At 60.4% G+C, this 22,491-nt stretch carries 17 protein-coding genes; 9 read left to right on the top strand and 8 right to left on the bottom strand.

The features are described from left to right. Positions 1–44: 44 nt before the first annotated feature. Positions 45–1,211 carry a porin gene (locus KHO23_RS01170; protein ID WP_211608757.1) on the bottom strand — a complete coding sequence of 389 codons (1,167 nt, stop codon included), beginning with the start codon at positions 1,209–1,211 and terminating at the stop codon, positions 45–47. Between the two features lie 397 nt (positions 1,212–1,608). Here KHO23_RS01170 and KHO23_RS01165 point away from each other — a divergent pair, with 397 nt between their 5' ends. Beyond that, positions 1,609–2,592: a LysR family transcriptional regulator gene (locus KHO23_RS01165; protein ID WP_328821935.1), complete on the top strand. Its 984-nt coding sequence runs from the start codon at positions 1,609–1,611 to the stop codon at positions 2,590–2,592. Between the two features lie 220 nt (positions 2,593–2,812). On the opposite strand, the gene KHO23_RS01160 is transcribed toward KHO23_RS01165, so the two are convergent. The 6 genes from KHO23_RS01160 to KHO23_RS01135 form a co-directional block, all read right to left on the bottom strand. Then, positions 2,813–7,267, bottom strand: coding sequence for an ATP-binding protein (locus KHO23_RS01160; RefSeq protein ID WP_236066686.1), 4,455 nt, complete (start codon positions 7,265–7,267; stop codon positions 2,813–2,815). 32 nt (positions 7,268–7,299) lie between these two features. Continuing rightward, positions 7,300–8,046, bottom strand: a complete 747-nt coding sequence (gene aqpZ / locus KHO23_RS01155) for an aquaporin Z (protein WP_211608756.1) — start codon at positions 8,044–8,046, stop codon at positions 7,300–7,302. A gap of 244 nt (positions 8,047–8,290) precedes the next feature. Further along, positions 8,291–8,935, bottom strand: coding sequence for a response regulator transcription factor (locus KHO23_RS01150; RefSeq protein WP_211608755.1), 645 nt, complete (start codon positions 8,933–8,935; stop codon positions 8,291–8,293). 109 nt (positions 8,936–9,044) lie between these two features. Then, positions 9,045–9,737 (bottom strand): response regulator transcription factor, encoded by a 693-nt coding sequence (locus tag KHO23_RS01145; RefSeq protein ID WP_211608754.1) that lies wholly within the window; start codon positions 9,735–9,737, stop codon positions 9,045–9,047. 150 nt (positions 9,738–9,887) lie between these two features. Then, the gene (locus KHO23_RS01140; protein WP_211608753.1) at positions 9,888–10,724 is read right to left on the bottom strand and encodes a response regulator transcription factor; all 837 of its coding nucleotides are present in this window, start codon (positions 10,722–10,724) and stop codon (positions 9,888–9,890) included. A gap of 179 nt (positions 10,725–10,903) precedes the next feature. Then, positions 10,904–12,220 carry an MFS transporter gene (locus tag KHO23_RS01135; protein WP_211608752.1) on the bottom strand — a complete coding sequence of 439 codons (1,317 nt, stop codon included), beginning with the start codon at positions 12,218–12,220 and terminating at the stop codon, positions 10,904–10,906. A 98-nt stretch (positions 12,221–12,318) separates the two neighbouring features. Here KHO23_RS01135 and KHO23_RS01130 point away from each other — a divergent pair, with 98 nt between their 5' ends. The 7 genes from KHO23_RS01130 (at position 12,319) to KHO23_RS01100 (ending at position 18,980) form a co-directional block, all read left to right on the top strand. Next, positions 12,319–13,206: a LysR family transcriptional regulator gene (locus KHO23_RS01130; protein WP_211608751.1), complete on the top strand. Its 888-nt coding sequence runs from the start codon at positions 12,319–12,321 to the stop codon at positions 13,204–13,206. Between the two features lie 482 nt (positions 13,207–13,688). Beyond that, positions 13,689–14,405 (top strand): c-type cytochrome, encoded by a 717-nt coding sequence (locus KHO23_RS01125; RefSeq protein WP_211608750.1) that lies wholly within the window; start codon positions 13,689–13,691, stop codon positions 14,403–14,405. Further along, on the top strand, positions 14,402–15,784 hold the full coding sequence (locus KHO23_RS01120) for a c-type cytochrome (RefSeq protein ID WP_407946024.1): 1,383 nt from the start codon (positions 14,402–14,404) through the stop codon (positions 15,782–15,784). The genes KHO23_RS01125 and KHO23_RS01120 overlap by 4 nt, the downstream gene beginning before the upstream one ends. Positions 15,785–15,810: 26 nt before the next feature. Beyond that, on the top strand, positions 15,811–15,987 hold the full coding sequence (locus KHO23_RS01115) for a hypothetical protein (RefSeq protein ID WP_211608749.1): 177 nt from the start codon (positions 15,811–15,813) through the stop codon (positions 15,985–15,987). A 2-nt stretch (positions 15,988–15,989) separates the two neighbouring features. Next, positions 15,990–16,562 carry a cupredoxin domain-containing protein gene (locus tag KHO23_RS01110; RefSeq protein ID WP_211608748.1) on the top strand — a complete coding sequence of 191 codons (573 nt, stop codon included), beginning with the start codon at positions 15,990–15,992 and terminating at the stop codon, positions 16,560–16,562. After that, positions 16,549–18,174, top strand: coding sequence for a b(o/a)3-type cytochrome-c oxidase subunit 1 (locus tag KHO23_RS01105; RefSeq protein WP_211608747.1), 1,626 nt, complete (start codon positions 16,549–16,551; stop codon positions 18,172–18,174). The genes KHO23_RS01110 and KHO23_RS01105 overlap by 14 nt, the downstream gene beginning before the upstream one ends. Continuing rightward, a complete protein-coding gene (locus KHO23_RS01100) occupies positions 18,171–18,980 on the top strand; it encodes a c-type cytochrome (RefSeq protein ID WP_211608746.1) in 810 nt (269 codons plus the stop codon). Before KHO23_RS01105 ends, KHO23_RS01100 begins: the two co-directional genes overlap by 4 nt. Positions 18,981–19,775: 795 nt before the next feature. Here the strand turns inward: KHO23_RS01100 and KHO23_RS01095 are convergent. Continuing rightward, on the bottom strand, positions 19,776–21,356 hold the full coding sequence (locus KHO23_RS01095) for a methyl-accepting chemotaxis protein (protein WP_211608745.1): 1,581 nt from the start codon (positions 21,354–21,356) through the stop codon (positions 19,776–19,778). A 311-nt stretch (positions 21,357–21,667) separates the two neighbouring features. Here KHO23_RS01095 and KHO23_RS01090 point away from each other — a divergent pair, with 311 nt between their 5' ends. Continuing rightward, the gene (locus KHO23_RS01090) at positions 21,668–22,468 is read left to right on the top strand and encodes a bestrophin-like domain (RefSeq protein ID WP_211608744.1); all 801 of its coding nucleotides are present in this window, start codon (positions 21,668–21,670) and stop codon (positions 22,466–22,468) included. The last annotated feature ends 23 nt before the right edge of the window (positions 22,469–22,491 follow it).

The raw sequence follows: 22,491 nt of genomic DNA, 5'->3' as shown, positions 1-22,491 counted from the left end.
AAAGCACCGCAAGCGGTGCTTTTCCCGACACACAGTGACGCGCTTTAGAAGCGGTGGCGGATACCCGACGTCAAGACGTACTGGTTCTTGCTAGCCGACGGCGCATCCGTGCCGTTGACCTGCGTGACGTTCACGCCGACCTGATTCTGAGCACCGGTTTGAAGGACGCCCTCAAGGTAAAGGTCCGTGCGCTTCGACAAGGCGTAGTCAGCCTGCAAGCCAAACTGGTTCCAGTGGCCCGCGCCGGTGTTCGTGCTCGTCGTGCCCGGCGCTGCGCGAAGCGCCTGCGTATACGTGTACGCTGCACCCAAGCCCAATGCCGGCGTCAGGTTGTAATGCGCATTGATTTCGTAGTTGTTGTAACGCACCGATGCGTCCGCGATTTGATCCTGCAAGCGGGTCTGCGTGAACACGCCGCCGACGACGGCCGGTCCGAACGTGTAGCTGGCGCCAACGCCCCACGTGCGCTGGTTCTGAACGCCCGGGAGCGCAGCGGTCGCTGAAGCCGGAAGGTTCTGAACAGCACCATTGGCATTCGCATTCACGCCCTGGATCTGCAAGTAGGCAGCGCCCGCTTGCAGGCCGCCGTTCTGGTACCCAGCGCCAACGCTATATGCGCGGTTGTTGGCAAAACCGCCTGCCTGATTCGAGAAGCCGTACAGACCGCTGAACGAGAAGCCAGCGTAGTTTGCGCTCTGGTACTTCACCGAATTGTTGATGCTGATCGTGTTATTGAGGTTATCGTTATCGCCACGATGTGCGAGGTACGTGCCCCCCCAGCTACCGGCTGCCGACACAGGGCCGAGATAATCGACAACGGAATCGTATTGACGACCGAGCGTGAAGGTGCCGTATTGGCTGTCGCTCAGACCGACAAACGCCTGGCGATTGAACAGCGTGTTCGTGACAGACTGCTTGCCGTTGGCCACATTAAAACCGCTTTCAAGGGTGAAGATCGCCTTCAGGCCACCGCCCAAGTCTTCCGCACCACGCAGGCCCCAGCGGCTGGCTTGCAAATTGCCGCCCGTCAAACCAACCATCGAATGGCCGTTGGTCACGCCGGTCGGCGAAACCTGCGAATTCTTGTTAGCCTCATTGCTTACGTAGGTAAGACCAGCGTCGATCAAACCATACAGCGTCACGCTGCTTTGCGCTTGTGCTGCGCTCGCAAAAGTCGCGGACACAGCCGCGAGAATCATAATTTTTTTCATGTCGAACCTTGGATACTGAGTCTATTGACTCGATTGAACGCACAGCGCGAGTGCAAGTCGATATTCACCGCATCGCACCTACCACTCGCACTGTGAAGCCGGTTTCATTTGCAGTGCAAAGTGTAGGTCTGCGACTTTCACGGCGGCCACGCCCAACCAGCAAAACTGTTTTTGAATTGTTCAAAAACAGCAGATGCGCCTTGCTCACCCTTTGTTTCGCAAGGGAATCCCCTTTCCCAATCCTATATTTCGCTTTACTTAATTAATGAAAACGTTGCCTTCCCACCACAGCCACTAACGAGATAACGTTGAGACGTTTCGGATCACTCCTATTCCCCTACACGATCGTTACTCCTAGCATCACCCCTCCCAGGTTCGGCCGCACAACACACCGACGTTGGTCGATTCAGAAACACGCTTCTTCCCTCTCAAATACAAAATCATGATGAACCAGCTACAGGCCATGCGCGTCTTCCTGAAGGTCGCCGAGAACGGTTCATTCGGGCGAGCCGCCGCTAGCCTGGGTTTGTCCAATGCTGTCATTACGCGCTACGTCGCGTTGCTCGAATCGCATCTCAGCACAAGGCTCGTCAATCGGACCACGCGCAGTCTTTCTCTGACCGAAGCAGGGCAGGCCTATGCCGAAGGTTGTCGCAGGGTTATCGAACAGGTCGAAGTCATGGAGTCGGATGTAGCGAAAAGTGCGACTGATCCATCCGGTACGCTGAAAATCGTGGCCGTTGCGTCGTTTTCGTTATTTGGACTAACACCGCTGTTGCAGCGGTATCGAACACATCATCCAAACGTGAAGCTATCTGTCACGTTGCTTCATCGGCCGGTGGATCTCATCGAAGAGGGTTTCGATGTCGGCATCGTCTCACTGGGACAGGTAAGCACCGGTACCCTGATCAAGCGGCCACTGTGCAGGGTGCGGCCAGTAGCCGTAGCATCGCCGGGTTATATCAACGCCAACGGGATACCGGCAGCACCCGCGGAACTCACCGCACACACGTTTCTTGCCCCGTCCGCCGATGTTCATAGCTCAGTCTGGCATTTCGTCGCCGAGAACGGACATGAGCAAACCGTGAACCTCGATTCCACGTATGCGGTCAACAACGCCGTTATGCTGCGCCAGGCGGCGCTCGCCGACATGGGCATTACGATCTTGCCGGAGAACCATGTCTCGGCAGACCTCATGAACGGCCTGCTTGTGCAGGTGTTGCCCGGTTATCGAATCAAAGGCGCCGACAAGGAAGTGTCGCTGGTGTATCCTGGGCGCCGGCACGTGCCCGCCAAGACGCGCTCGTTTGTTGAATTCACCGTCGACTACTTTCGAAACAACGCTCTGCCGACGCTTTCATCGAAATTTTCAAACAGTTAATTGCGCATTTTGTAATGAATCTTTTGCGCGGTTCCGGTTATGCTTCCGACTGCGAGAAGTGACTCCTTCATCGAGGGATGTCTCCAAATCTTTAACGCGGCTTCGGCCGCGTTTTTTTTCGCACTCCCGATTCGCCCGCGAGATTCACGCTTGGTCGCGCGCCAATGCGCGCGTCCAAGCGCGGCGCCAAAGCCTCGCTTCGCTGTTGTGCGCCTCAACGTCACGCGAGTAATGCCGCCTGCTCCTCAATTCCATCCAGCATTGCATTGCACTTGCGGACCAACGCCAGCCCGTCGCTGCGCAAGCGTTCAGGCGTCTTGCCAGCAAGGTCTCGGTGGTAGTCTTCCAACGCACTGAGCAGCGGCGGATATCGCAACACACTCGCCGCCCCTGCCACGCGATGATGCCACTCGCGCAGACGCTCGACCTCGATGCGCTCGAGTAGCGGTGGTAGTGCCTGCATGTCTTCGCGTACCGACGAAACAAACGAATCGAGCAATGCCTTAACGGTCGATTCGCTCCCCCACAACTCCGTCATGTGACCCAGGTTGACCGGAACGAATGGTTCGGGGCCACTGTGAGTGCTCGGCCCGGAAACCGGCAGGACGCCGACAGCTTCAGCGGGTGCGGCTTGCCACGCGCTGTCCGAGCCAAACCAACGACTCAGATAGTCCCGTAGCGTAGCGAGCCGCGTCGGCTTAACAAGGCAATCATCCATACCCGCTTCACGGCACAGCGTCAGGTCTTCTGGCGCGGTATTCGCGGTAATCCCGAGGATCGGCAGATGACGCGCGCCACCATGCTCCTGCTCCCGGATCCGCCGCGCCAGCTCGTACCCGGACAGGTTCGGCATGTGACAGTCCGTGATCAGACACCCGTAGCTGGTTTGTTCGAGCGCAGCCAGTGCCTCGACGCCGTCATTCGTCACGTCGCAGGCAAAACCGAGCAAGGCCAGTTGATGACGGATCAACTCCTGATTTACCGGATGGTCTTCCGCAACCAGGATCAGGCGTCCGTTGGCAATTGCCCGTTCGCGGTCCGGCGGCACGGTGGCGCCTTCGGCCTGGCGCGGCATGCCGCCGGAACGCGGCGCCACCGAAGGCAATCCCGTCATCGCCGCAGCGCATGCCGCGCCGAGGCCACGCCACGAGATCGGATTGATACTGACTCGCACCTTGTTCTCGATGATGCGGTAGCCGGTCGGCTTCGGCTTCTCGGTCAGGCAAATGATCCTCGAATCGGGCCCGGCACCTGCCGGCAGCTCCACATCTTCGCTCACGAAAATCATATCCACGCCTGCCAGAGCAGTTGGATCGCCCAATTCGGCCGCATGAGGCGATACGCGGTGCAACTCGAGTCCGAGGGCCTCGCCGAAATGCATCAGCGCCCGCGCGACCCGTGCGTCGCCCGTCGCCACAACGCCGCGTTTGCCGCGCAGACCGCTCACGGAGTAACGCTGCGATTCCACAGGCATGGTGAGACGCACCGTCATACGCGTGCCGACTCCTGGTTCGCTACGCAAATCGAGCGTGCCGCTCATCAGGTCGATCAGCTTGCGGCAGATCGTCAGGCCCAGCCCGGTACCGCCGAAGCGGCGCGTAGTAGACGTCTCCGCCTGCACGAACGGCTCGAACAGCCGCGCCTGCACCTCCGGTGAGATGCCGATGCCGGTGTCCTCGACGGACATTTCAAGCGTCTGAGCATTGCCGGTCTGATTCACGACAACAACCTGCACGTCAACCTCTCCCTCCGGCGTGAACTTGATGGCGTTGCCGAGCAAATTGAACAGAATCTGCCGCAATCGCACGCTGTCACCACGTAGCGTGGCCGCAACATCGGGCGCGATATCCACGCGTACCTTCAGGGCCTTTTCATGGGCTCGGCCCGCGAGCAATCCAACTGCGTTGTCGACCAGCTCGCGCATGTCGATAGGTTCGGCTTCGATAGTCAGCCGCCCAGCTTCGATCTTCGAATAGTCGAGCAGGTCGTCCAGAATCTGCAGCAACGCACCAGCCGACTCGTGGATCATGCTCAGCATTTCCCCTTGATCCGCATTGAGCGGTGTGCGTTCCAGCACTTCCACGAGGCCGAGAACTCCGTTCATCGGCGTACGGATTTCATGACTCATCATCGCGACAAACTCATCTTTTGCGAGCGAGGCGGCTTCGGCCACGTCGCGCGCTCGCGCGAGTTCCTCTGACCTCGCATGCTCGACGGTCGCGTCCACCCAATAGCCGCTCCACACAACGCCGCCATCCTTCTCGCGGCGCGGCACCAGCTCCGCGCGCGCCCACCTGAGTTCATGCTCGACTTCGAAACGAAACTCCATATTCACAGGGGTCGCACAGCGCGCCGACCGTTCCAGTTCGGCCAACACAAAAGGCCGGTCCTCTTCGCACACCTGGCTGAAATCGATCTTTTCACGGCCCATCGACGAGGTGCGGTCGTCACCCAGCAGATGATGCGTGTCGCCACCGATATACGGAAACGAATACTCGCCGCCCGCGGTGCGACGCAGTTGAAATACGACGGCCGGCAATGAACGCGTGACGTCGAAAAGGCGCCGTTCGGTTTCGCGTGCGAGCATCTCAGCGCGCCGGATATCGGTAATGTCGACCATCGTTCCGAGCACACAGCTCGGCTTGCCGTCGCTGTTGCGACAGATCCGAGTCCAGAACAGGCCATGCCGCAGATCACCCGTGCCGCGCTCGAACTGGAGTTCCGCCTGTGCGGGCTCGCCGCCTGTCAGCATCTTGCGCGTAAGGTCATCCAGAACGTGGCTGTTGGCTTCACCCCATGCCTGGATATCCACCGCGGTACATCCGATCACCGCTTCGCGGCGCAAACCGCACGCTTCTTCATACGCGCGGTTGATCGCGATGTAGCGCCCATTCAGATCTTTTGCGACGAGCGGATACGGAACCATCTCCATCATGGTTTCCTGAAAGTTCAGCTGTAGCGCCAGTTCGCGTTCGGTCTGTTTGCGCAGCCTGACTTCGCGTTGCAACAGTACGTAGGCACGCAGTGTGACCAGCAATATGAGACCGATGCCGATCAGCAACGGCAGAAGACGCACTGCGGGAACGCTCCATGTTCCCGACTCTCCCGCACCACCGGTCACCCACTTCTCGCGGATACGCTGCTTCTCGGCCGGCGGCATAGCCAGCAACGCACGGTCGATCAGACCAGCGAGCGGGCTGAGATCAGGCCGCACCGCGAAGCCGAGCGCGTCAGATCCGCCGACTGTCCCGAGGATCTTGAGCACGCCGGCATACCGTTGCTTGAGGAGGATATCTACCGCGGCTACGTTGCCAACCAGTGCGTCCGCCTGGCCGTTCTCGACCATCTTGAGCGCCTCGTCCAGACTGGGCACGACAGCGATGTTGCTGGCCGGAATATTGTCGGCCGCGAGCGGAATCGAGCCGGCGACGTGCAACGGGACAACAATGCGCCGCGAGGCGAAATCGTTGAGTGCGCGTGCAGCCGGTTCGTCTTCGCGACCGACGATCACAAGCGGATAACTTTCGTATGCATGGGTGTGGACCGCACTCTTCAGACGGGGATCGCTACTGGAGGAGGTGGCCAGAATCGCCAGATCGCCGCGCTGGAAAGCTTCCATGGTAGCGGGCCAGTCGGCCGTCTGGGCGCGCTTGAACACGACACCCAGCGCACGGCTCAGATAGTCCAGATATTCGGCTGCAATGCCGGCGGGACGGCCGGACTCGTCGACATAACTGAAAGGCGGCCAGCCACTATCGAAACCCACCTGCAACGGTGGCAGCGAACGGAGCCAGGCTTGCTCCTGCGGTGTCAGCACGAGATGCCGCGCAGTGGACGCTGCTTGCGCGTCGAAATTGCCGGATAGCCAGCGCGCGCGGATCGCCGTGTCGTCGACCGGATTCATGGACGCGAGCGCGCGATCGAGTTGGTCACGCAACGCCACCCGATTGCGCGGCACGGCAAAGCGCAAGCTAGCGAGTTTGCTTCGCTCTTCGAAAGCGACTTGCAATCCGCGGAATTCTTCCGTGTTCAGCGCGTACTGTATGGAAGGCGTAAAACCGAGATAGGCGTCGGCGTCGCCTTGTGCGACCGCCTGGAGCGCCGCGTGTGTACTGGCGAAGGTTTCGAGCTGGGCGCGTGGAAAGCGCTCGCGCAACGAGCGTTCGAGCGCGAACCCTTTCTCTACCGCGAGGCGGGCGCCGGCAAGCTGAGCGGCGTTCGCGTACACATCGCCGTCGCGACGGACCGCGACCGATGCGGACGCCCGAAAGTACGGCGCAGTGAAGCTGAAGCAGCGTTCCCGCTCGAGTGTGCGAGCGAGACTCGTGACCAGATCTACGTTGCCTGCGCATGCCGCGGCCAGAAGTTGCGGCAAGTCAGGAAACGCTTTCGACTCGATCACGACGTTCGGCCCAACCAGCGCACGCAAATAGTCCGCGCTCAAGCCGGTTAGCTGACCGTCCTGAATCCCGTCAAAAGGCAACCACCCACTAGCCAGAACGCCGACGGTCAACGTGGCAGGAAAGGCGCCGCCAACCGACGGATGCGATTGACCGGCGACCGGCTGGGCTACTGCTGGCTGCATCTGCATGGCGACAAACACGAACGCTGCAAGCAGGGACTGCGATACACGTCGCAGCACCTGCCTCATCGCGATACAGCGCGGCAGTTTCATAGCAGTCACCATGAAATGACACCAGGCGGCGTTCACGCGACCTTGCCCTGCTCGTGAGTGGGCGACGCGGTGTCCCGGCCGGACTTGCCGCGCAAAAATGAAAACAACGCTCCGGCAACGACGCCGCCCAGCAAGGGCGCCGCCCAGAACAGCCAGAGCTGATCGAGCGCCCAATCGCCGACGAACAATGCCTGACCGGTCGAGCGAGCAGGATTGATCGAGCCGTTGGTAACCGGAATCGACACCATGTATACGATCGTCAGGCACGCACCGGCGACCAGCGGCGCGATCGGCCTCGACCTTCGCCGGCAGGCCATCATCAGACTCGCCATGACGAAAGCAAACGACAGCGCAAGCTCGACGACGAGCGCCGAATGAAGTTGATAGTCGGCTGGAGAATGGTCGCCAAAACCGTTAGCCGCGAATTCGCTCGCGGCCAGTTCGAAGCCGGGGCGGCCGCTCGCCACATAAGCCAGAAGAGCAGCGGCTGCGATGGCCCCGAGAATCTGAGCGGCAATGTAGGGCAGCAGATCTCGAACCGGGAATCGTTGCGCGACCGTAAAGCCGATCGTGACAGCCGGATTGAAGTGAGCACCGGAGATGGTGCCGAATGCGTAGCTCGCCGTGACAAGCGCCAGACCGAACGCAAGCGGCACCTCGAGCACGCCGTAGCCTTGCTGCACCGCGCCTGCGTTCAATACAATGCTGCCGCAGCCGATGAAAACCACCCACGCCGTCCCGCATCCCTCGACCAATAACCGCTTGCCTAGCGCAACCATCCCGCCTCCCAGTATTTGTGCCAATGCCAGATGGCGCGACACTCCAGCCGCTAGACATCTGCCTGAATTTTCCAGGCTCGGCAGTGCACAGCATTGCGAAATGACTGTTTTCGTCATGCAAGTGTTGGAAGTCGAGCCCCAGCGAATTCAGCACTATGAAACAGTGACGTCCCCCAACCAATCAGAAGACTCTTAAATTCTTAAGATGCATCGACTGTCGAGGGCCAGTTCTCTCACACAGCTGTCAGGCCAACCCGATCTGTCTCGCATAGTCGATGAGGTCGTTTTCTGTCTCGAGACCGAGCTTGCGCATCGCGCTGCGCTTCTGCGTGCTGATGGTCTTGCCACTGCGCTGCAGACGTGTCGCGATTTCGTGGACTGCCAGACCTTGCACATAGAGCTGGAAGACCTCCCATTCGCGCGCGCTCAGCACGCCCGCGCGCGGCTGCGGCGGTGCATCGGATGTGCCTATCGCAACGCGAACCCAATCCGATAGATAGACACCGCCGGAAATCGCTGCCTCGATCGCATCGATTAACGACGTGGCGGTGTCGCGCTTGTCGACGATTCCGGACACGCCGAGGTGCAACAATCCGGAGAGCATGTGCGCATGGCAGATCATCGTCAGCACAACGACGCAGGGATGTGGCCGGGCCCGCAACAAGCGACGCAGGAAGGACACGACGTTGCTGGCACCGTCCATGCCCGGCATTCCAATATCCGACACGACGACGTCGCACGCATGGGTGTCGAGCAATTCGGCCAGCGTCTGGGTGTCAGGCGCCTCGCCGACTATTTCGATGCGAGGTGCCGCTTGCAGCAGGCGTATCACGCCAACACGAACGCAATCGTGATCGTCGGCCACGATGACGCGGATCTTTTGTGTCATTTTTGTCGTCTTATCGACTGGCATTCCCTGCACGCAACGTGCATCCCCGGGATGGGCCAGTACATCTTCTGTTCGCCACGCCTCCGGACCGGCGTGACGTCTCGTCGGCTTAGCGCCGGTTTTGCAGGCGATCTTCAGAGATCACGCCATGCTCGACTGCGAAGCGGAATATTTCCGCGTCGCTGCGCAGGGCGAGCTTGCGCATCGCGGTACATTTCTGAGCACTAATTGTCTTGACACTGCGGCCGAGGCGCGCGGCAATCTCCGTAACGCCTAGCCCGGAAGCGTAGTACGTGAATACCTCCAGTTCGCGGCGAGACAACATTTGCCGGACAAAATCGAGCCGCTGCGCGACCGTTGCGTCGGCAATCATTGCCCGCACGGCCGGCCCGAGATAACACTCGCGCGCCAGTGCTGTGACAACCGCCACGTGAATCAGATCGATCCGGTCGCGTTTGCTGATCAGCCCATTGACACCGAGCGCGATAACCTTTTTCAGCGCGGCAGCTTCGGTTTCCATGGTCAGAATGACAAGAGCGACATCGGGATAGCGCACCTTGAACTGCCTGATGGCTTCCAGCCCGTCTCCGTAGAAGCCTCCTGGCATATAGAGGTCCATGAGAACGAGGTCGCATGGAATACGTTCAACTTCCCTGAAAAGTTCTGTGGCGTCGGCAGCACGGCCGACGATTCTCATATCCGAATAACCCAACATCAGATTCTCGATCGCCAACAGAACGAGTGGATGATCGTCCGCGATGATGGCTCGAACAGGTGTGCTTAAGTCGGCGTTATTGTTCATCGTTTTTTTCTCCCCCGTACCTGAATTCCCATCGCTCTCTCCGGAGCGACTGGCCCTCCCTCGATCATCAAACGTATTTCTGACGATTAACATAAGATCGCTCTGAATTATGTCGATGAGTGCATTGTTATAATTGGTTAGCTATGCGATTTAACTTTCGCAAACTCCATGTGCGCGAACACAAGCAAAGAGACCGGGATCGTTGGCGACACCGAGTTTAGCCATTGCTTCGCGTTTTTGACGGCTGACGGTTCGGCGATGACATCCGAGCGCCACTGCGATCTCGGAGATCGATTGGCCACGTACGACCCTTCTTATCACTTCCGCCTGCCTGCGGGACAATCGTGAAACCGGCGGCAGATCGCATGCTTCGTCCTGCGGCCGGGCAAGCGCTGCGGCGATGGAGCAGCCGACGTAGACCTCCCCCTTACCGCTCGCTTCGATCGCTTGCCAAAGCTCGTCCATTGTTTCCATCTTGCTGAGCGTACTGACTACGCCATCCGACACGATTGCGCGCAGAATCGCCGTGTTCGTCAGAGCTGTCATCACGACGATGCGCATCAAAGGCCACGCACGTTGGATTCGCCTGACGAGATCCAGACCGTCTTCAACCGCGCCAGACGCCTCCGGCATCGTCAGGTCGGTGACGAGCACGTCGCATGGGGTGCTCTGCAACAGTTCGATCAATGAACCCGGCGTAGCGGCTTCGCCGACAATGGTGACGCCGTCATGCATTTCCAGCGCGGCCCGAACGCCTAGCAGAACGAAGGGATGATCGTCGGCCAGAATGACTCGAAGGTTCACTATGAATTCTCTCGGCTGTTGTAGGTGTATTCGGCGACCACGCAAGGGAAATCCCGCACGCTTCACACTTTCCTTGACGACCTCCCGGTTTGGGAAGACGTGCCAAGGGCGGCCATAAAACCACCGCCACAACTGAGCGAAAATCAGAGCACTCCGAAACCGGCAGACAATTTGATAGTCCATTGCGGCGCTATCAAAGTAGAAATACGCAATTATGCGAATCGAATACGCGAGAGTTTTTTCTCGCTGATTATTTCCGGCTGAAAAGCACTACAGCGATGAGAGCGCGTCCCGCCGCTCCCATCGCAGAGAAAACAACGAATGGAACCGGCAGCATCACGCTGCCGGCCACTATCGCGCCATCATGCAGCATCACAAGTGCGCACCGCCGCCAGCTTGCTGGCGCGCGCCGCGCGTGGAAATACGGGTAACGCGATCAATGCGCACACACTGGCTACCGCCCACACTATCGGCCACGAACCCACCGACAACAATGGCGGAATCGCGAGCGGAGTCAGGAACAGCGTGAGAAAGACACACGTGTTGCCGATCGCGAGTGCGGTACCGGCGCGGCTCGTCCCTGCGAGCGTCGCGAGTTCCGTGAAGGCAACGCCATGCCATGCGGACGCGCTGATGCCGCCTAGCACGATCATCAGCGCGAACACCGCTGTCATCGCCGCGTGGTGCATGCCGGCGAGACCCGTCACCAGGGCAAGCGATGCGAACAGCACGGCGGTCAGGACACTGCAGGCGCGCATGTAAGCGCGCCGATTGCCGCGCCGGTCGGTCCACGCACCGCTCCAGACCCGTGCAATCGCAGCGCCCAGTTGCACCGCCGCCATCGTCACGCTGATCGCCAGCACGCCGGCCCGGCTGAAGTCGTGAAGGAATACGGTACCGAACGTCACGACGGCAAGCTGCGGCACGCACAGTGCGCCGGCGCCGAGCGCTACACGCCATATGCCGATATCGCGTAACGGCGATACCTTCACTGGCACTGCGCCCGCAACGGCCGCGCTGCGAGCCGGTTTCGCGCCGTTGCCTTCAACATGCGCAGGTTCGTGCAACCAGCGCCATGCGAACACCGCGGTAATCGCGCACGCAAGCGCGAGCACCGTGTACGCGCTGGCAAAGCCGAATCTCGATGCGAGCACCGGCAAGACCAACGCCCCCAGGCCACCGCCAGCCGGCACCGCGGTCTGCCGGATGCTCATCGCGAGCCCGCGCTCACCTTCGCGAAACCAGGCCATCACCGCGCGGCCACTCGAACCGTTGACGCTGCCGCCGAGCAGGCCGACCAGCAACAAGCCGAGCGCGAGTGTCGCCATGTTCGGCACGTGCGCGCCGGACGGCACCACGAACAACGCCAGTCCGGCTAGCGCCGCGGCAGTCGAAAGAAGTCCGAGCAACAGCACGCGGCGATCGCCCCAACGGTCGGTCAGAAGTCCCCATGGCAATTCGCTAGCCGCAATGCCCAAACCAAGCATGCCGAGCACCAGCCCCAACCCTTCGTTGCCGAGGTGATAACCCGAGCGCAAAAACACGGCCGTAGTCGGAATTCCGGAAAAAGCGGCCGAAAAACTCGCGTTCGCCGCAAAACCAACTCCCAGCACCTTCCACCGATGGCTCGCTGCGCGCGCAGCCGGCACCCGTATCGCCGCAATCGATTCGTTTCTCATGTCAGCCTCCGCAATGAATGAATTGGCGGTATCCTACGGCTGACACAACCATCGGAAAAGCCGGAATTTCAGATGACTTCCATCGGATATACCGAATCATGAGTTCGCGCGGATTTGACCTCACACAACTACGCACTTTCGTCGCTGTCGCCGAGTCGGGCAGCGTCTCGGCGGGCGCGGAACGCGTGTTCCTGTCGCAGTCGTCGGTGAGCGAGCAGTTGAAGAAACTCGAGGAGCGCGCGGGCCAGCCGCTCTTCGTGCGCAGCAAGCAAGGTGTGACCGCCACGCCGGCCGGCAGCCGCCTGCTCGACCACGCGCGACGCATCATCGCAATGAGCGAAGCGGCGTTCGAAGACCTGCAAGGCCGCTCGCTCGACGGCGAGCTACGCATCGCCATCACGGACTACTACCGTCCACTCGACATCGCGCGCATTCTCAAAACGTTTTCGGAACAGCACCCCCGCCTGAAACTGCACGTCACCGTGCTGCCGAGCGCCGTGATCGACAGCAACGCCGGCGACGACGCATCGTTCGACATCGGCCTCTCGTTGCGGCTCGTCACCGGGAACATCAAATCCGGCAGCCGGCGCGCCGACGCGCAAAGCACAGTAGTGCGGCGCGAGAAACTGCTATGGGTCTGCGCGGCCGATGCCAGTCCGCGGCCGGCCACGCCTTATCCGCTGGTATTGCTGCCGTCGAGTTGCCAGTTGCAGCGCTTCGTCGTGAAGTTGCTCGACGAACACAAGGTGCCGTATCTGGTGTCGCATTCGGCCTCCGGCGTGGCCGGGCTGCAACTGGCATTGCGGGCCGGGCTGGGCATTTCCTGCCTGAACGAATCGTCGATTGGCGGTGGCGTGGCGGCGTGTGCGCCGAGCATTGGATTGCCCGCATTGCCTGCTGTCGAGTTTCATCTGTTGCCAGGGCGAATCGGCGAAAGCGAACGCGTTAGCAATGCACGCACCGCATTGATGCGTCTCTTCAGTTGACGTGCGGGGCGTCGATGCATGCGCCATGACTCATTAATCCCGGCTGAAACGCAGACCGGCAAATCAATCGCATTCGGCGATGCGGGCCACCTTCAATCCAGACGCAAAATAAATATTGAAGGCGCGCTAATCGACATCTATGCTGATCGGGTGCGCTGCCGATTGGTCCCTGAATTTTTATTGACGCATCGGATAAATTCCTGCAACCTGCTACACACCTACTAAACGCATCAGGCGTTATTACCATAGCCCGAAAGCCGTCATTCATCGGCGCACTCAGGCAGATCATTGTTTTGCCGAACAATTGCATTCCGGTATCTATTCAACGCTGTGCCTCCTTAATCAGTCCGTTTCGATTTGCTGTTCATGCAGTCGTTATATAAGAACGAATAGCAGGCTTGTCACGCATCGTTCATGGAATCCATGAGCGAACCCGTGAGAAATAAATAGCGAAAATAACCGTTCCCCCGACGAGGCCCGGCGTGCATCGTAGAACTATCGGATTTTCGATCCTGTTGGTGTTTTACGTCATGTGGCGTGGCGCGGCGTTCGCAGCCACTAACGCACCAGACGCGATGCCCTCGGCAATGGACGAGCGCGTGCGCGCTTGCACCTCGTGTCATGGCGTGCAAGGCCAAGGCCTGAACAACGACTATTTCCCGCGTATCGCCGGCAAACCGGCGGACTATCTGTTCAATCAGTTGACCGCGTTTCGTGACGGCGGCCGCACCTATCCGCCGATGGGTTATCTGGTCGCCTTCCTGCCCGACGACTATCTGCGCAAGATCAGCCAGTACTTCGCCGACCTGCAACCGCCCTACCCCAATTCCGATCACACCGAAGTCTCACCGGCAGTGCTCGCGGCCGGACAGCGGCTCGTCACCCAGGGCGATCCGGCGCGCAAGATCCCGGCGTGCATCGCCTGTCATGGAGCACGTATGACGGGGACGCAACCTGGCATCCCCGGTCTGCTCGGACTGCATGCGAGTTACATCGCCGGGCAGATGGGAACGTGGCGCTCGGGCACGCGTCACGCGCTTGCGCCGGACTGCATGCATTCGATCGCCGTCAAGCTGACCGACAAGGACATCACCGCGGTATCGAGCTGGCTCGCGCGCCAGCCGCGCCCTGCCGATCCGCGACCCGCGCCGGCGTCCGCGGAGCGGCTGCCGCTCGCATGCGGGAGCCAACCGCAATGAAGCCGACCTTCCGTTCGATCCGCCCTGTTTCGTATGCCATGACGACGCGCCGTCGCACTGCTGTTTCGCTCGTATCCGGCTTGCTGATTGCCGGCTTGATCGTCGCCGGCGGCGCCGTGCTTTCCGGCGGACAGCGAACGTTGCTAATCGCAGAAGCAAGCGCCGCTGAAGCCGTGCCTGCTGCCACGAATGCAACCGCCACTGCCGACAAAGCCGACACGCGCCCCGACATCGTCAAACGCGGCGAGTATCTGGCGCGCGCCGGCGACTGCGTCGCCTGCCATACCGCGCCGCGCGGCAAGCTGTTCGCCGGCGGCCTCGCCATGGAGACGCCGTTCGGCACGCTGTATTCGCCGAATATCACACCGGACGCGCAGTACGGCATCGGCACATGGAGCCAGGAAGCGTTCTTCAAGATGATGCGCACCGGCCGCACGCCGGACGGCGCGATGCTCTACCCCGCAATGCCGATCGCCCAGTACACCAAGGTGACTCGTGAAGACTCGGACGCGATCTTCGCCTATCTGAAGTCCGTGACGCCGGTACGTGAGCCGAACCACAAGCACACGCTGCGCTTCCCGTTCAATCAGCGCAAGCTCCTGTACGGCTGGCGCACGCTGTATTTCCATGAAGGCGAGTTCAAGCCGGACCCGACCAAATCGGTCGAGTGGAATCGCGGCGCGTATCTGGTCGAAGGGCTCGGGCACTGCACGATGTGCCACACCAAGATCAACATGCTCGGCGGCTCGTCGCAACGCGAGCAGTTCGCCGGCGGTCTGATTCCGGTACAGAACTGGTACGCGCCGTCGCTCACGTCGGATAAAGACGGCGGTCTCGGCGACTGGAGCATCAAGGACATCGTCGACCTGCTGCAGGCGGGCATTTCCGATCGCGGCGCCGTGTACGGGCCGATGGCCGAAGTCACCTATCACAGCCTTCAGTACATGACGGAAGAAGACGTCAAGGCGATGGCGGTCTATCTGAAAACACTGCCGGACAACCAGGGCCGCAAGTCGGGGCCGTCCGCGCCGACCAATACCAACGTGTTCGCGCTCGGCGAAAAGATCTACGCCGACAAGTGCGCGCTATGCCACGGCGCGAATGGCGAGGGCCAGTTGCAGCACTACCCGCCGCTCGCACGTAACCAGTCGATCGAGATGGACTCGTCGGTCAATCCGATCCGCATCGTGCTCAATGGCGGATTCCCGCCCGGCACCATGCGCAATCCCGAGCCATACGGCATGCCGCCCTTCGGTCAGGAACTATCCGATACCGATGCCGCCGCCGTCGTCACTTATATCCGCACTGCGTGGGGCAATCACGGCAAACCGGTGACGGCCCGCGAGGTCAACGAGTTGCGCAAGGCGCCGCTGCATTGAGTCGCTGAGCACTGGAGAATCTTTTGATGGAAGCGAACGATAGCCGCAGCCCGGCCCCACCTACGGATGAAGAAGTGGAACGCGTCGTCGCAGCCGGCCCGCATGGCGCGATCGCCGTGGCCGGTGTCGCCACCCTGATCGTCATGGCGATCTGGTTCGGCTTCTACTTTCTTGTCTTTCTGCCGCGCGGCGTCATCCACTGACCATGTCGACTGATTCCAATCACCAACCGGGCGCCGGCCACGAAATCGCCTTGCGTGCCGAGCGCCGCTGGGCGATTTTTGCCACGGCGCTGATCGTTCTGATGCTCGCCGTCATCGTTTTCTCGGGGCTGCATTGGGCGATGATGCCGCCTTCGCGGGTCGAGACGATCGATCCTTCGCGACTGCAACTATCCGGCGAATTCGTCGAAGACAACCTCGGCAGCGCCGTCGAGCCGGATGGCTCGGTGGTCGTCCGTTTCATCGCGCAGCAGTATTCGTTCACGCCGCAATGCCTGCTGGTGCCTGCCGACACGCCGATCACGATCCGCACGACCAGCGCCGATGTCGTGCACGGCCTGCTCGTCACCGATACCAACATCAACACGATGGTCGTGCCCGGCTATGTCGCCACGCTGAACACGCGCTTCGACAAACCCGCCGACCACACCATGCCGTGTCACGAGTTCTGCGGCTTCGGCCACCAGACCATGTGGGCGCATGTCAAGGTAGTCGACAAAGCGACCTTCTTCGAGCAAGCCCGACAATCACGGAGGCTCAGCTGTGTTTCACGCTAAGCGACTCGTTCTCGCGCATTTCTGGCTAGCCTTCATTGCGTTTCTGATCGCGCTGCTGCTCGGCGCGTGGCAGATGTTGGTACGCAGCCCGCTGGTGCCGTGGGTTGGCGACCCCGAGCTCTACTATCGATCGGTGACCGCGCATGGCTCGGTGATGGCTTACGTGCTGCCCACCCTGGTTTCGATGGGCTTTGGCTACGCGATCGTCGAACTCGCGCTGGCGCAGCGGCTCGTCGGTCTCAAGTGGGCGTGGGCCGCATTCATCATGCTTGCAGTTGGCGCGGTGATGGCGATGGTGCCGGTCGCGCTCGGCAAGGCCTCGGTGCTCTACACCTTCTATCCACCGATGATCGGCAGTCCATTCTATTACCTCGGTGTGGTGCTGGTGGTGGTCGGCTCCTGGATCTGGGTCGCGCTGATGCACGTCAATCTGCGCGTCTGGAAGCGCGCCAATCCTGGCAAGCCCATTCCACTCGCGATGTTCGCCAACGTGGCGGGCGCGTATCTGTGGGCGTGGACTGCGGTCGGCGCGGCGCTCGAAATCCTGTTCCAGATATTGCCGGTTGCCTTCGGCCTGACCAATACGATCGACGCCGGCCTCTCGCGCATCCTGTTCTCGTGGACGCTGCACGCGATCGTCTACTTCTGGCTGATCCCGGCTTATATCGCGTACTACACGCTGGTGCCGCGTGCGATCGGCGGACGGCTCTACAGCGATTCGATGGCGCGCGTGTCGTTCATTCTGTTCCTCGTGTTCGCGATGCCGATCGGCATTCACCACCTGTTCGCCGATCCACAGGTCGGCTCGGGGTTCAAGTTCCTGCATGCGGTGTTCACCGGCATGGTGTCGGTGCCGACGTTGCTGACGGTGTTCACCATCTGCGCATCGGTGGAAATCGCCGGGAGGCTGCGCGGCGGCAAGGGCGCGTTCGGCTGGTTGACCGCGTTGCCGTGGCAGAACCCGATGATGCTGGTGATCGCCTTTTCCTTCGTGATGCTGGGTCTTGGCGGTGCCGGTGGTCTGATCAACATGAGCTATCAGTTGAACTCGACTGTGCACAACACGCAGTGGGTGACCGGACACTTCCATCTGATTTTCGGCGGGGCGATCGTCATCATGTACTTCGCGATCGCGTACGAACTGTGGCCGCAACTGACCGGCCGCGCGATTGCGTCGGTGAAGCTGGTGCGTACGCAACTATGGCTGTGGTTCATCGGCATGATGGTGGTGACGATACCGTGGCATTACGTCGGCTTGCTCGGTGCGCCGCGCCGCATGGCGTATTACGACTACAACATGCCAGGGATGGAATCGCAGGCGTTCTGGGTTGGCGTGTCGGCGGTGGGCGGATTGATTCTGGCGGTGTCCGGCGTGCTGTTCATTTACATCCTCGCGAAGTCGCAATTCGGGCCACAGGTGCAACAACAGAGTTTCCGCTTTGCGAGCGCGGTGCAGCCGGTGGAGCACGTGCCTGCCGCGCTCAATAGCTTCGGCTTGTGGGTGGCGTTGATGATCGGGCTGACGGTCGTCAACTACAGTGTGCCGATCGTTCAGTTGCTCAGATTGCCGCAGACGTCGGTGCCGGCAGTTGTCGTTGGAGCGCAGCGATGAGTCAGGAACGCGTATTCAGCTTGCGCAACCCGTGGTTCACAGTGAGCCTGGGCGGCACGATTGCGATTGCCGTGGTGGCGATATTGATCGGCTTCATCTGGTTGCCGTCGGCGAATAGCGGTTTCAGCGAGCGTGGCTTGTGGGCGACGATTTGCAGCGCGGCGGGTGCGCCATCGAGTTGGTACGGCGGTGCCAATATTGCCGGCCCCGCGCCGAGCGAGGTCGTGGTCTTGCCGCCTTTGCGGCGGGTGCGTGCCGACGCGGATTCGATTGGCCGCGGCGCGACGATCGCGACGCAGAATTGCTCGATGTGTCATGGCGTGCTGGGCACGGTGCAGGTGACGGCGCCCGCGTTGGCTGGGCAGTATGCCGACGTGGTCTATAAAGAGTTGCGCGACTATCAGAACGGCGTGCGGCAGAACGCGGTGATGCAGCCGATTATTGCGGCTCGTAGCGATCAGAATCTGCATGATCTGGCGGCTTATTATGCGTCGCTGTCTCGCGCACCGGCGGCTGAGGTTTTGCCTACAGGCGTTGGACCGGATGCGAATGCTGTGAAGCTTGCGATGCAGGGCGATCCGCAGCGGAATATTGCGCCCTGTGCTGCCTGTCATGGACAGTTGGATCGTAAGGGGGCAGCGCCCTGGCTTGGGGGACAGTCGTCCATTTATCTCGCTGCGCAGATGCGGGCGTTTGCTTCCGGTGCGCGGCATAACGATATTAATGAGCAGATGCGGAATGTGGCGAGGCAGATGACTTCTGATGAGATTGATAGTGTGGCTAAGTATTACGCGGCTATGCAGTGAAGGTTGAGGATTTGCCTAGATTGCGCTTTTTTGTCTGTGTTTTTATGGCGTTGGTCTTTCCTTGATCTGTTTGCCTGCTCGGCGCTTTGTTTGGTTGTTTGACTGGGGCGTTGGCCTTTCCTTGTTTTCTTGGTGGTCTATTAGCGTTCCCCCTGTGCGGGGGGGCACCTACTTTTCTTTGCCTGCCGCAAAGAAAAGTAGGCAAAAGAAAGCGGCTTAAACCGCTAATTTTTAAGCGGGTCCCCCGCGCAGCCACGGTAGTGGTGCATCTGGAATCCGTGTCCTCGCACACTCCGCGTTAGTGACAAAGGTGTCATCCGCTCCCACTCCGCACTGCGTGCGTCGCGGACCGGTCTGCACGGGAAACCTTGGGGCTTCGGTTACGCGCAGCGGGAGCCATCGGCTTCGCCTCGGCGAGGCGCCGAATGCGCAAACACGATGGGATTCTGGAAGTGCCCCAAACCGAGTGCAGCAGGATCGCGAAACCGAAAAGATGGCTCTATGAAATACGCGTCGGCGCGCGCAGCGCCGCCGGAAGTATGACGGCCTTGTCACTCACGCCGAATGTGCGAGAACACCGATTCCAGATGCACCACTACCTCCTCCGAGCCAGGGGACCCGCTTAATAGTTAGCGGTGTGAGCCGCTTTCTTTTGCCTACTTTTCTTTGCGGCAGGCAAAGAAAAGCAGGTGCCTGCCCCGCACAGGGGCGACGCTAATAGACCGATAAGAAATCAAGGAAAGGCCAACGCCGCAGGCAACCAGACAAGCAAGCGTCGCGGAGACAAAAAAAACCTCAAACCGCGACAACCCCACCCCCGCTCCCCGTCTGAAACACAGCCACCGCCGAAGTCAACCTACGAGCCTGCTCTTCCAGCGAACCAGCCGCCGCAGCAGCCTGCTCAACCAACGCAGCATTCTGTTGAGTCACCTCATCCATCTGCGCAACAGCCAGGTTCACCTGATCGATCCCGGTACTCTGCTCAAGCGCAGCAGCCGCGATCTCACCCATGATCGAACTCACACGAGAAATCGCCTCGACGATCTCGGTCATCGTCGACCCCGAACGCTCGACCAGTTGCGAGCCAGCCTGCACTCGCGCTGTCGAAGCATCGATCAACCCTTTGATCTCCTTCGCCGCCGTGGCGCTTCGCTGTGCCAACGAACGCACTTCACTCGCCACCACCGCAAACCCACGCCCCTGCTCGCCCGCACGCGCCGCCTCGACCGCAGCGTTCAACGCCAGAATATTGGTCTGGAAAGCAATCCCTTCGATCACGCCGACAATGTCGGCAATCCGCCGCGAGTCGTCGACGATGCCATGCATCGTGCCCACCACCTGCCCGGTCAGATCGCCGCCCTGTGCCGCCAGACTCGACGCACCCTGCGCCAGCGCACTCGCCTGCTTCGCGTTGTCCGCCGTCTGCTTGACCGTCGAAGTCAGCTCTTCAATGCTGGCTGCCGTCTCTTCGAGCGATGCGGCCTGCTCCTCGGTACGTTGCGACAAATCGGTATTGCCTGCCGCAATCTCGCTCACGCCCGTATCGATGGACTCCGTGCCGTGACGCACGGCATTCACCGTCTCGATCAGCGAGTCCTGCATCTTGCGAAGCGCCGCGGCGAGACGACCCATTTCGTTGTTGCTCGTCACGTCTATCTGGCTGGTCAGATCGCCGTTGGCGATCCGCTGAAACTGCGCAATGGTCGCGTCGACGGGACTCACAATTGCGCGCACCATCACAGCCCGCCCGATCAACGAGCCCAACAGCGACAACGCCATGCCGATCGCCACCGCAACGCAGATTGCGTAGAACAAATCCTGCGCGTCCTGATAGCGCTGGGCGCCATGGTCGAGTTGCAATTGCTCAAGTGTGAGCATGGCCTTCTCGTACGCGCTGTAGAGCGACGGCAACCTGTGCGCCTGCAACTGCTCAAATGCCGTCTTGTCGCCGGACTTGAGCGCGGCCAGCGCCGGATCGACGCCCTCGTGCAGGAAGGTGTCGCGCTTGTCCTGCATGTCCTTGATCAGGCGCTGTTCGTCAGCATCCGTGCTCGCGCGGCTCACATAGTGGGCAAGACGATCGTCCGATGCTTTCTGGTACTGATCGAAGCGCTTGAGCACCGCGTTCGCACCGTCCTGATCGTTCAGGTCGACCAAAGATGCGTAGGTCGCCAGAGCCAGACGCAGGCGCAGCAACTGTCCGGCGCTGCCTTCGAGGTCGGCGACTGCGGGCGTGTCCACCGTGTACATCTGCTGCAGCGACGCGTTGCTCGAACGCAACGACAACAGTCCGGCGGCGGCGCCGACCAGCAGCACCACGCCGAAGAACACGATCATCAGAGTAAGGGAGGTTCGAATCGACAGATTTTTCAGCATCGGGTTGGTCTCCATTGGGCCGCCCGACCGAACGTTCAGAAAACTACCCTCGGCCACGCGTGCTGCGCCCAAGCCCATACGGCTAGGTTCGCAACGCTTGTTCAAAATTTAAGCGAACGCCACATAGATGGTCTACGGCGGGACGACAGAAAACTTTATGGTTGATGGCGCATACGGTTGCGATACATCAACATACGAGCGGAGGTCCGCCGCTGTTTGAGCAGGGGCATTTTCATTTGCGGGACTACCCGGGTGGTCGGCGGACTGCGGTTGGTAGAAAGTGACGAGGCGCGCATCTCCGGAGCATTTCTATGTCAGAAATAGGCTCGGCTCTGCTGGTTTTCGCTTTATTGCTTGTCGGAACCGGCTTGGGTGTGTGGGCGCGGCCGCTGCTGCCTGAGGAGCATAAGGCGCACGAAACCGTGCAACTTATCCAACTGGTTATGGGCATGCTTGTGACGTTTGCCGCTTTGGTGCTCGGGTTGATGACGGCGTCCGCAAAATCCAGTTTCGATACCGAATCGAATGACTTGCGCGCCTTTGCGGCCGACCTGATCGAATTCGACACGACCATGCGGGAATACGGCAGCGATACCGATGAGGCCCGACATCTGCTGCGCGTGTACACCGCGGCGGCGATTGCATCGACATGGCCCGGCGAGCCGGCGCCAACTGGTGACTATCCGAGAGACATCGGAACTCAGGACAACTCGCAGAAACTGGAGAACGTGCGGCTCGGCGATATGCTGACTGCGGTGGGCAGACAGTTGCGGCCATTGCGGGCGCATGATCCGTTACAACAGCGCGCGCTCGATGACGCGTTGACGCAATATCGGCGAACGGTGGATGCTCGATGGAAAATCATCGAAGAAGCACACAGCTCAATTTCTCTGCCATTCTTCATGACGCTGACGTTCTGGCTGTGCGTGATTTTTCTCAGCTTCGGATTGATCGCGCCGCGCAATGCGTTGGCACTGGTCACGATCACGCTTGGGGCGGTGTCGATTGCTTCCGCCATCTATGTCATCGTCGATCTGGATACGCCGTTCTCCGGGCCAATTGTGATTTCCAGTTTGCCGATGAGAGACGCGCTGGAGCACCTCAGGCGGTAAGAGGTTGTCACCTTTGATAGCCG

The organism is Paraburkholderia haematera (genome assembly GCF_905220975.1).
GTDB lineage: Bacteria > Pseudomonadota > Gammaproteobacteria > Burkholderiales > Burkholderiaceae > Paraburkholderia > Paraburkholderia haematera.
This window is presented reverse-complemented; position numbering and strand designations above follow the sequence as displayed.

Coding starts and splice junctions, on each gene's coding strand:
- KHO23_RS01120 (WP_407946024.1), top strand. CDS start 14,402: ATGAAGCCGACCTTCCGTTCGATCCGCCCTGTTTCGTATGCCATGACG.
- KHO23_RS01100 (WP_211608746.1), top strand. CDS start 18,171: ATGAGTCAGGAACGCGTATTCAGCTTGCGCAACCCGTGGTTCACAGTG.
- KHO23_RS01095 (WP_211608745.1), bottom strand. CDS start 21,356: ATGCTGAAAAATCTGTCGATTCGAACCTCCCTTACTCTGATGATCGTG.
- KHO23_RS01130 (WP_211608751.1), top strand. CDS start 12,319: ATGAGTTCGCGCGGATTTGACCTCACACAACTACGCACTTTCGTCGCT.
- KHO23_RS01110 (WP_211608748.1), top strand. CDS start 15,990: ATGTCGACTGATTCCAATCACCAACCGGGCGCCGGCCACGAAATCGCC.
- KHO23_RS01170 (WP_211608757.1), bottom strand. CDS start 1,211: ATGAAAAAAATTATGATTCTCGCGGCTGTGTCCGCGACTTTTGCGAGC.
- KHO23_RS01115 (WP_211608749.1), top strand. CDS start 15,811: ATGGAAGCGAACGATAGCCGCAGCCCGGCCCCACCTACGGATGAAGAA.
- KHO23_RS01150 (WP_211608755.1), bottom strand. CDS start 8,935: ATGACACAAAAGATCCGCGTCATCGTGGCCGACGATCACGATTGCGTT.
- KHO23_RS01135 (WP_211608752.1), bottom strand. CDS start 12,220: ATGAGAAACGAATCGATTGCGGCGATACGGGTGCCGGCTGCGCGCGCA.
- KHO23_RS01090 (WP_211608744.1), top strand. CDS start 21,668: ATGTCAGAAATAGGCTCGGCTCTGCTGGTTTTCGCTTTATTGCTTGTC.
- KHO23_RS01145 (WP_211608754.1), bottom strand. CDS start 9,737: ATGAACAATAACGCCGACTTAAGCACACCTGTTCGAGCCATCATCGCG.
- KHO23_RS01140 (WP_211608753.1), bottom strand. CDS start 10,724: ATGGACTATCAAATTGTCTGCCGGTTTCGGAGTGCTCTGATTTTCGCT.
- aqpZ (WP_211608756.1), bottom strand. CDS start 8,046: ATGGTTGCGCTAGGCAAGCGGTTATTGGTCGAGGGATGCGGGACGGCG.
- KHO23_RS01160 (WP_236066686.1), bottom strand. CDS start 7,267: ATGAAACTGCCGCGCTGTATCGCGATGAGGCAGGTGCTGCGACGTGTA.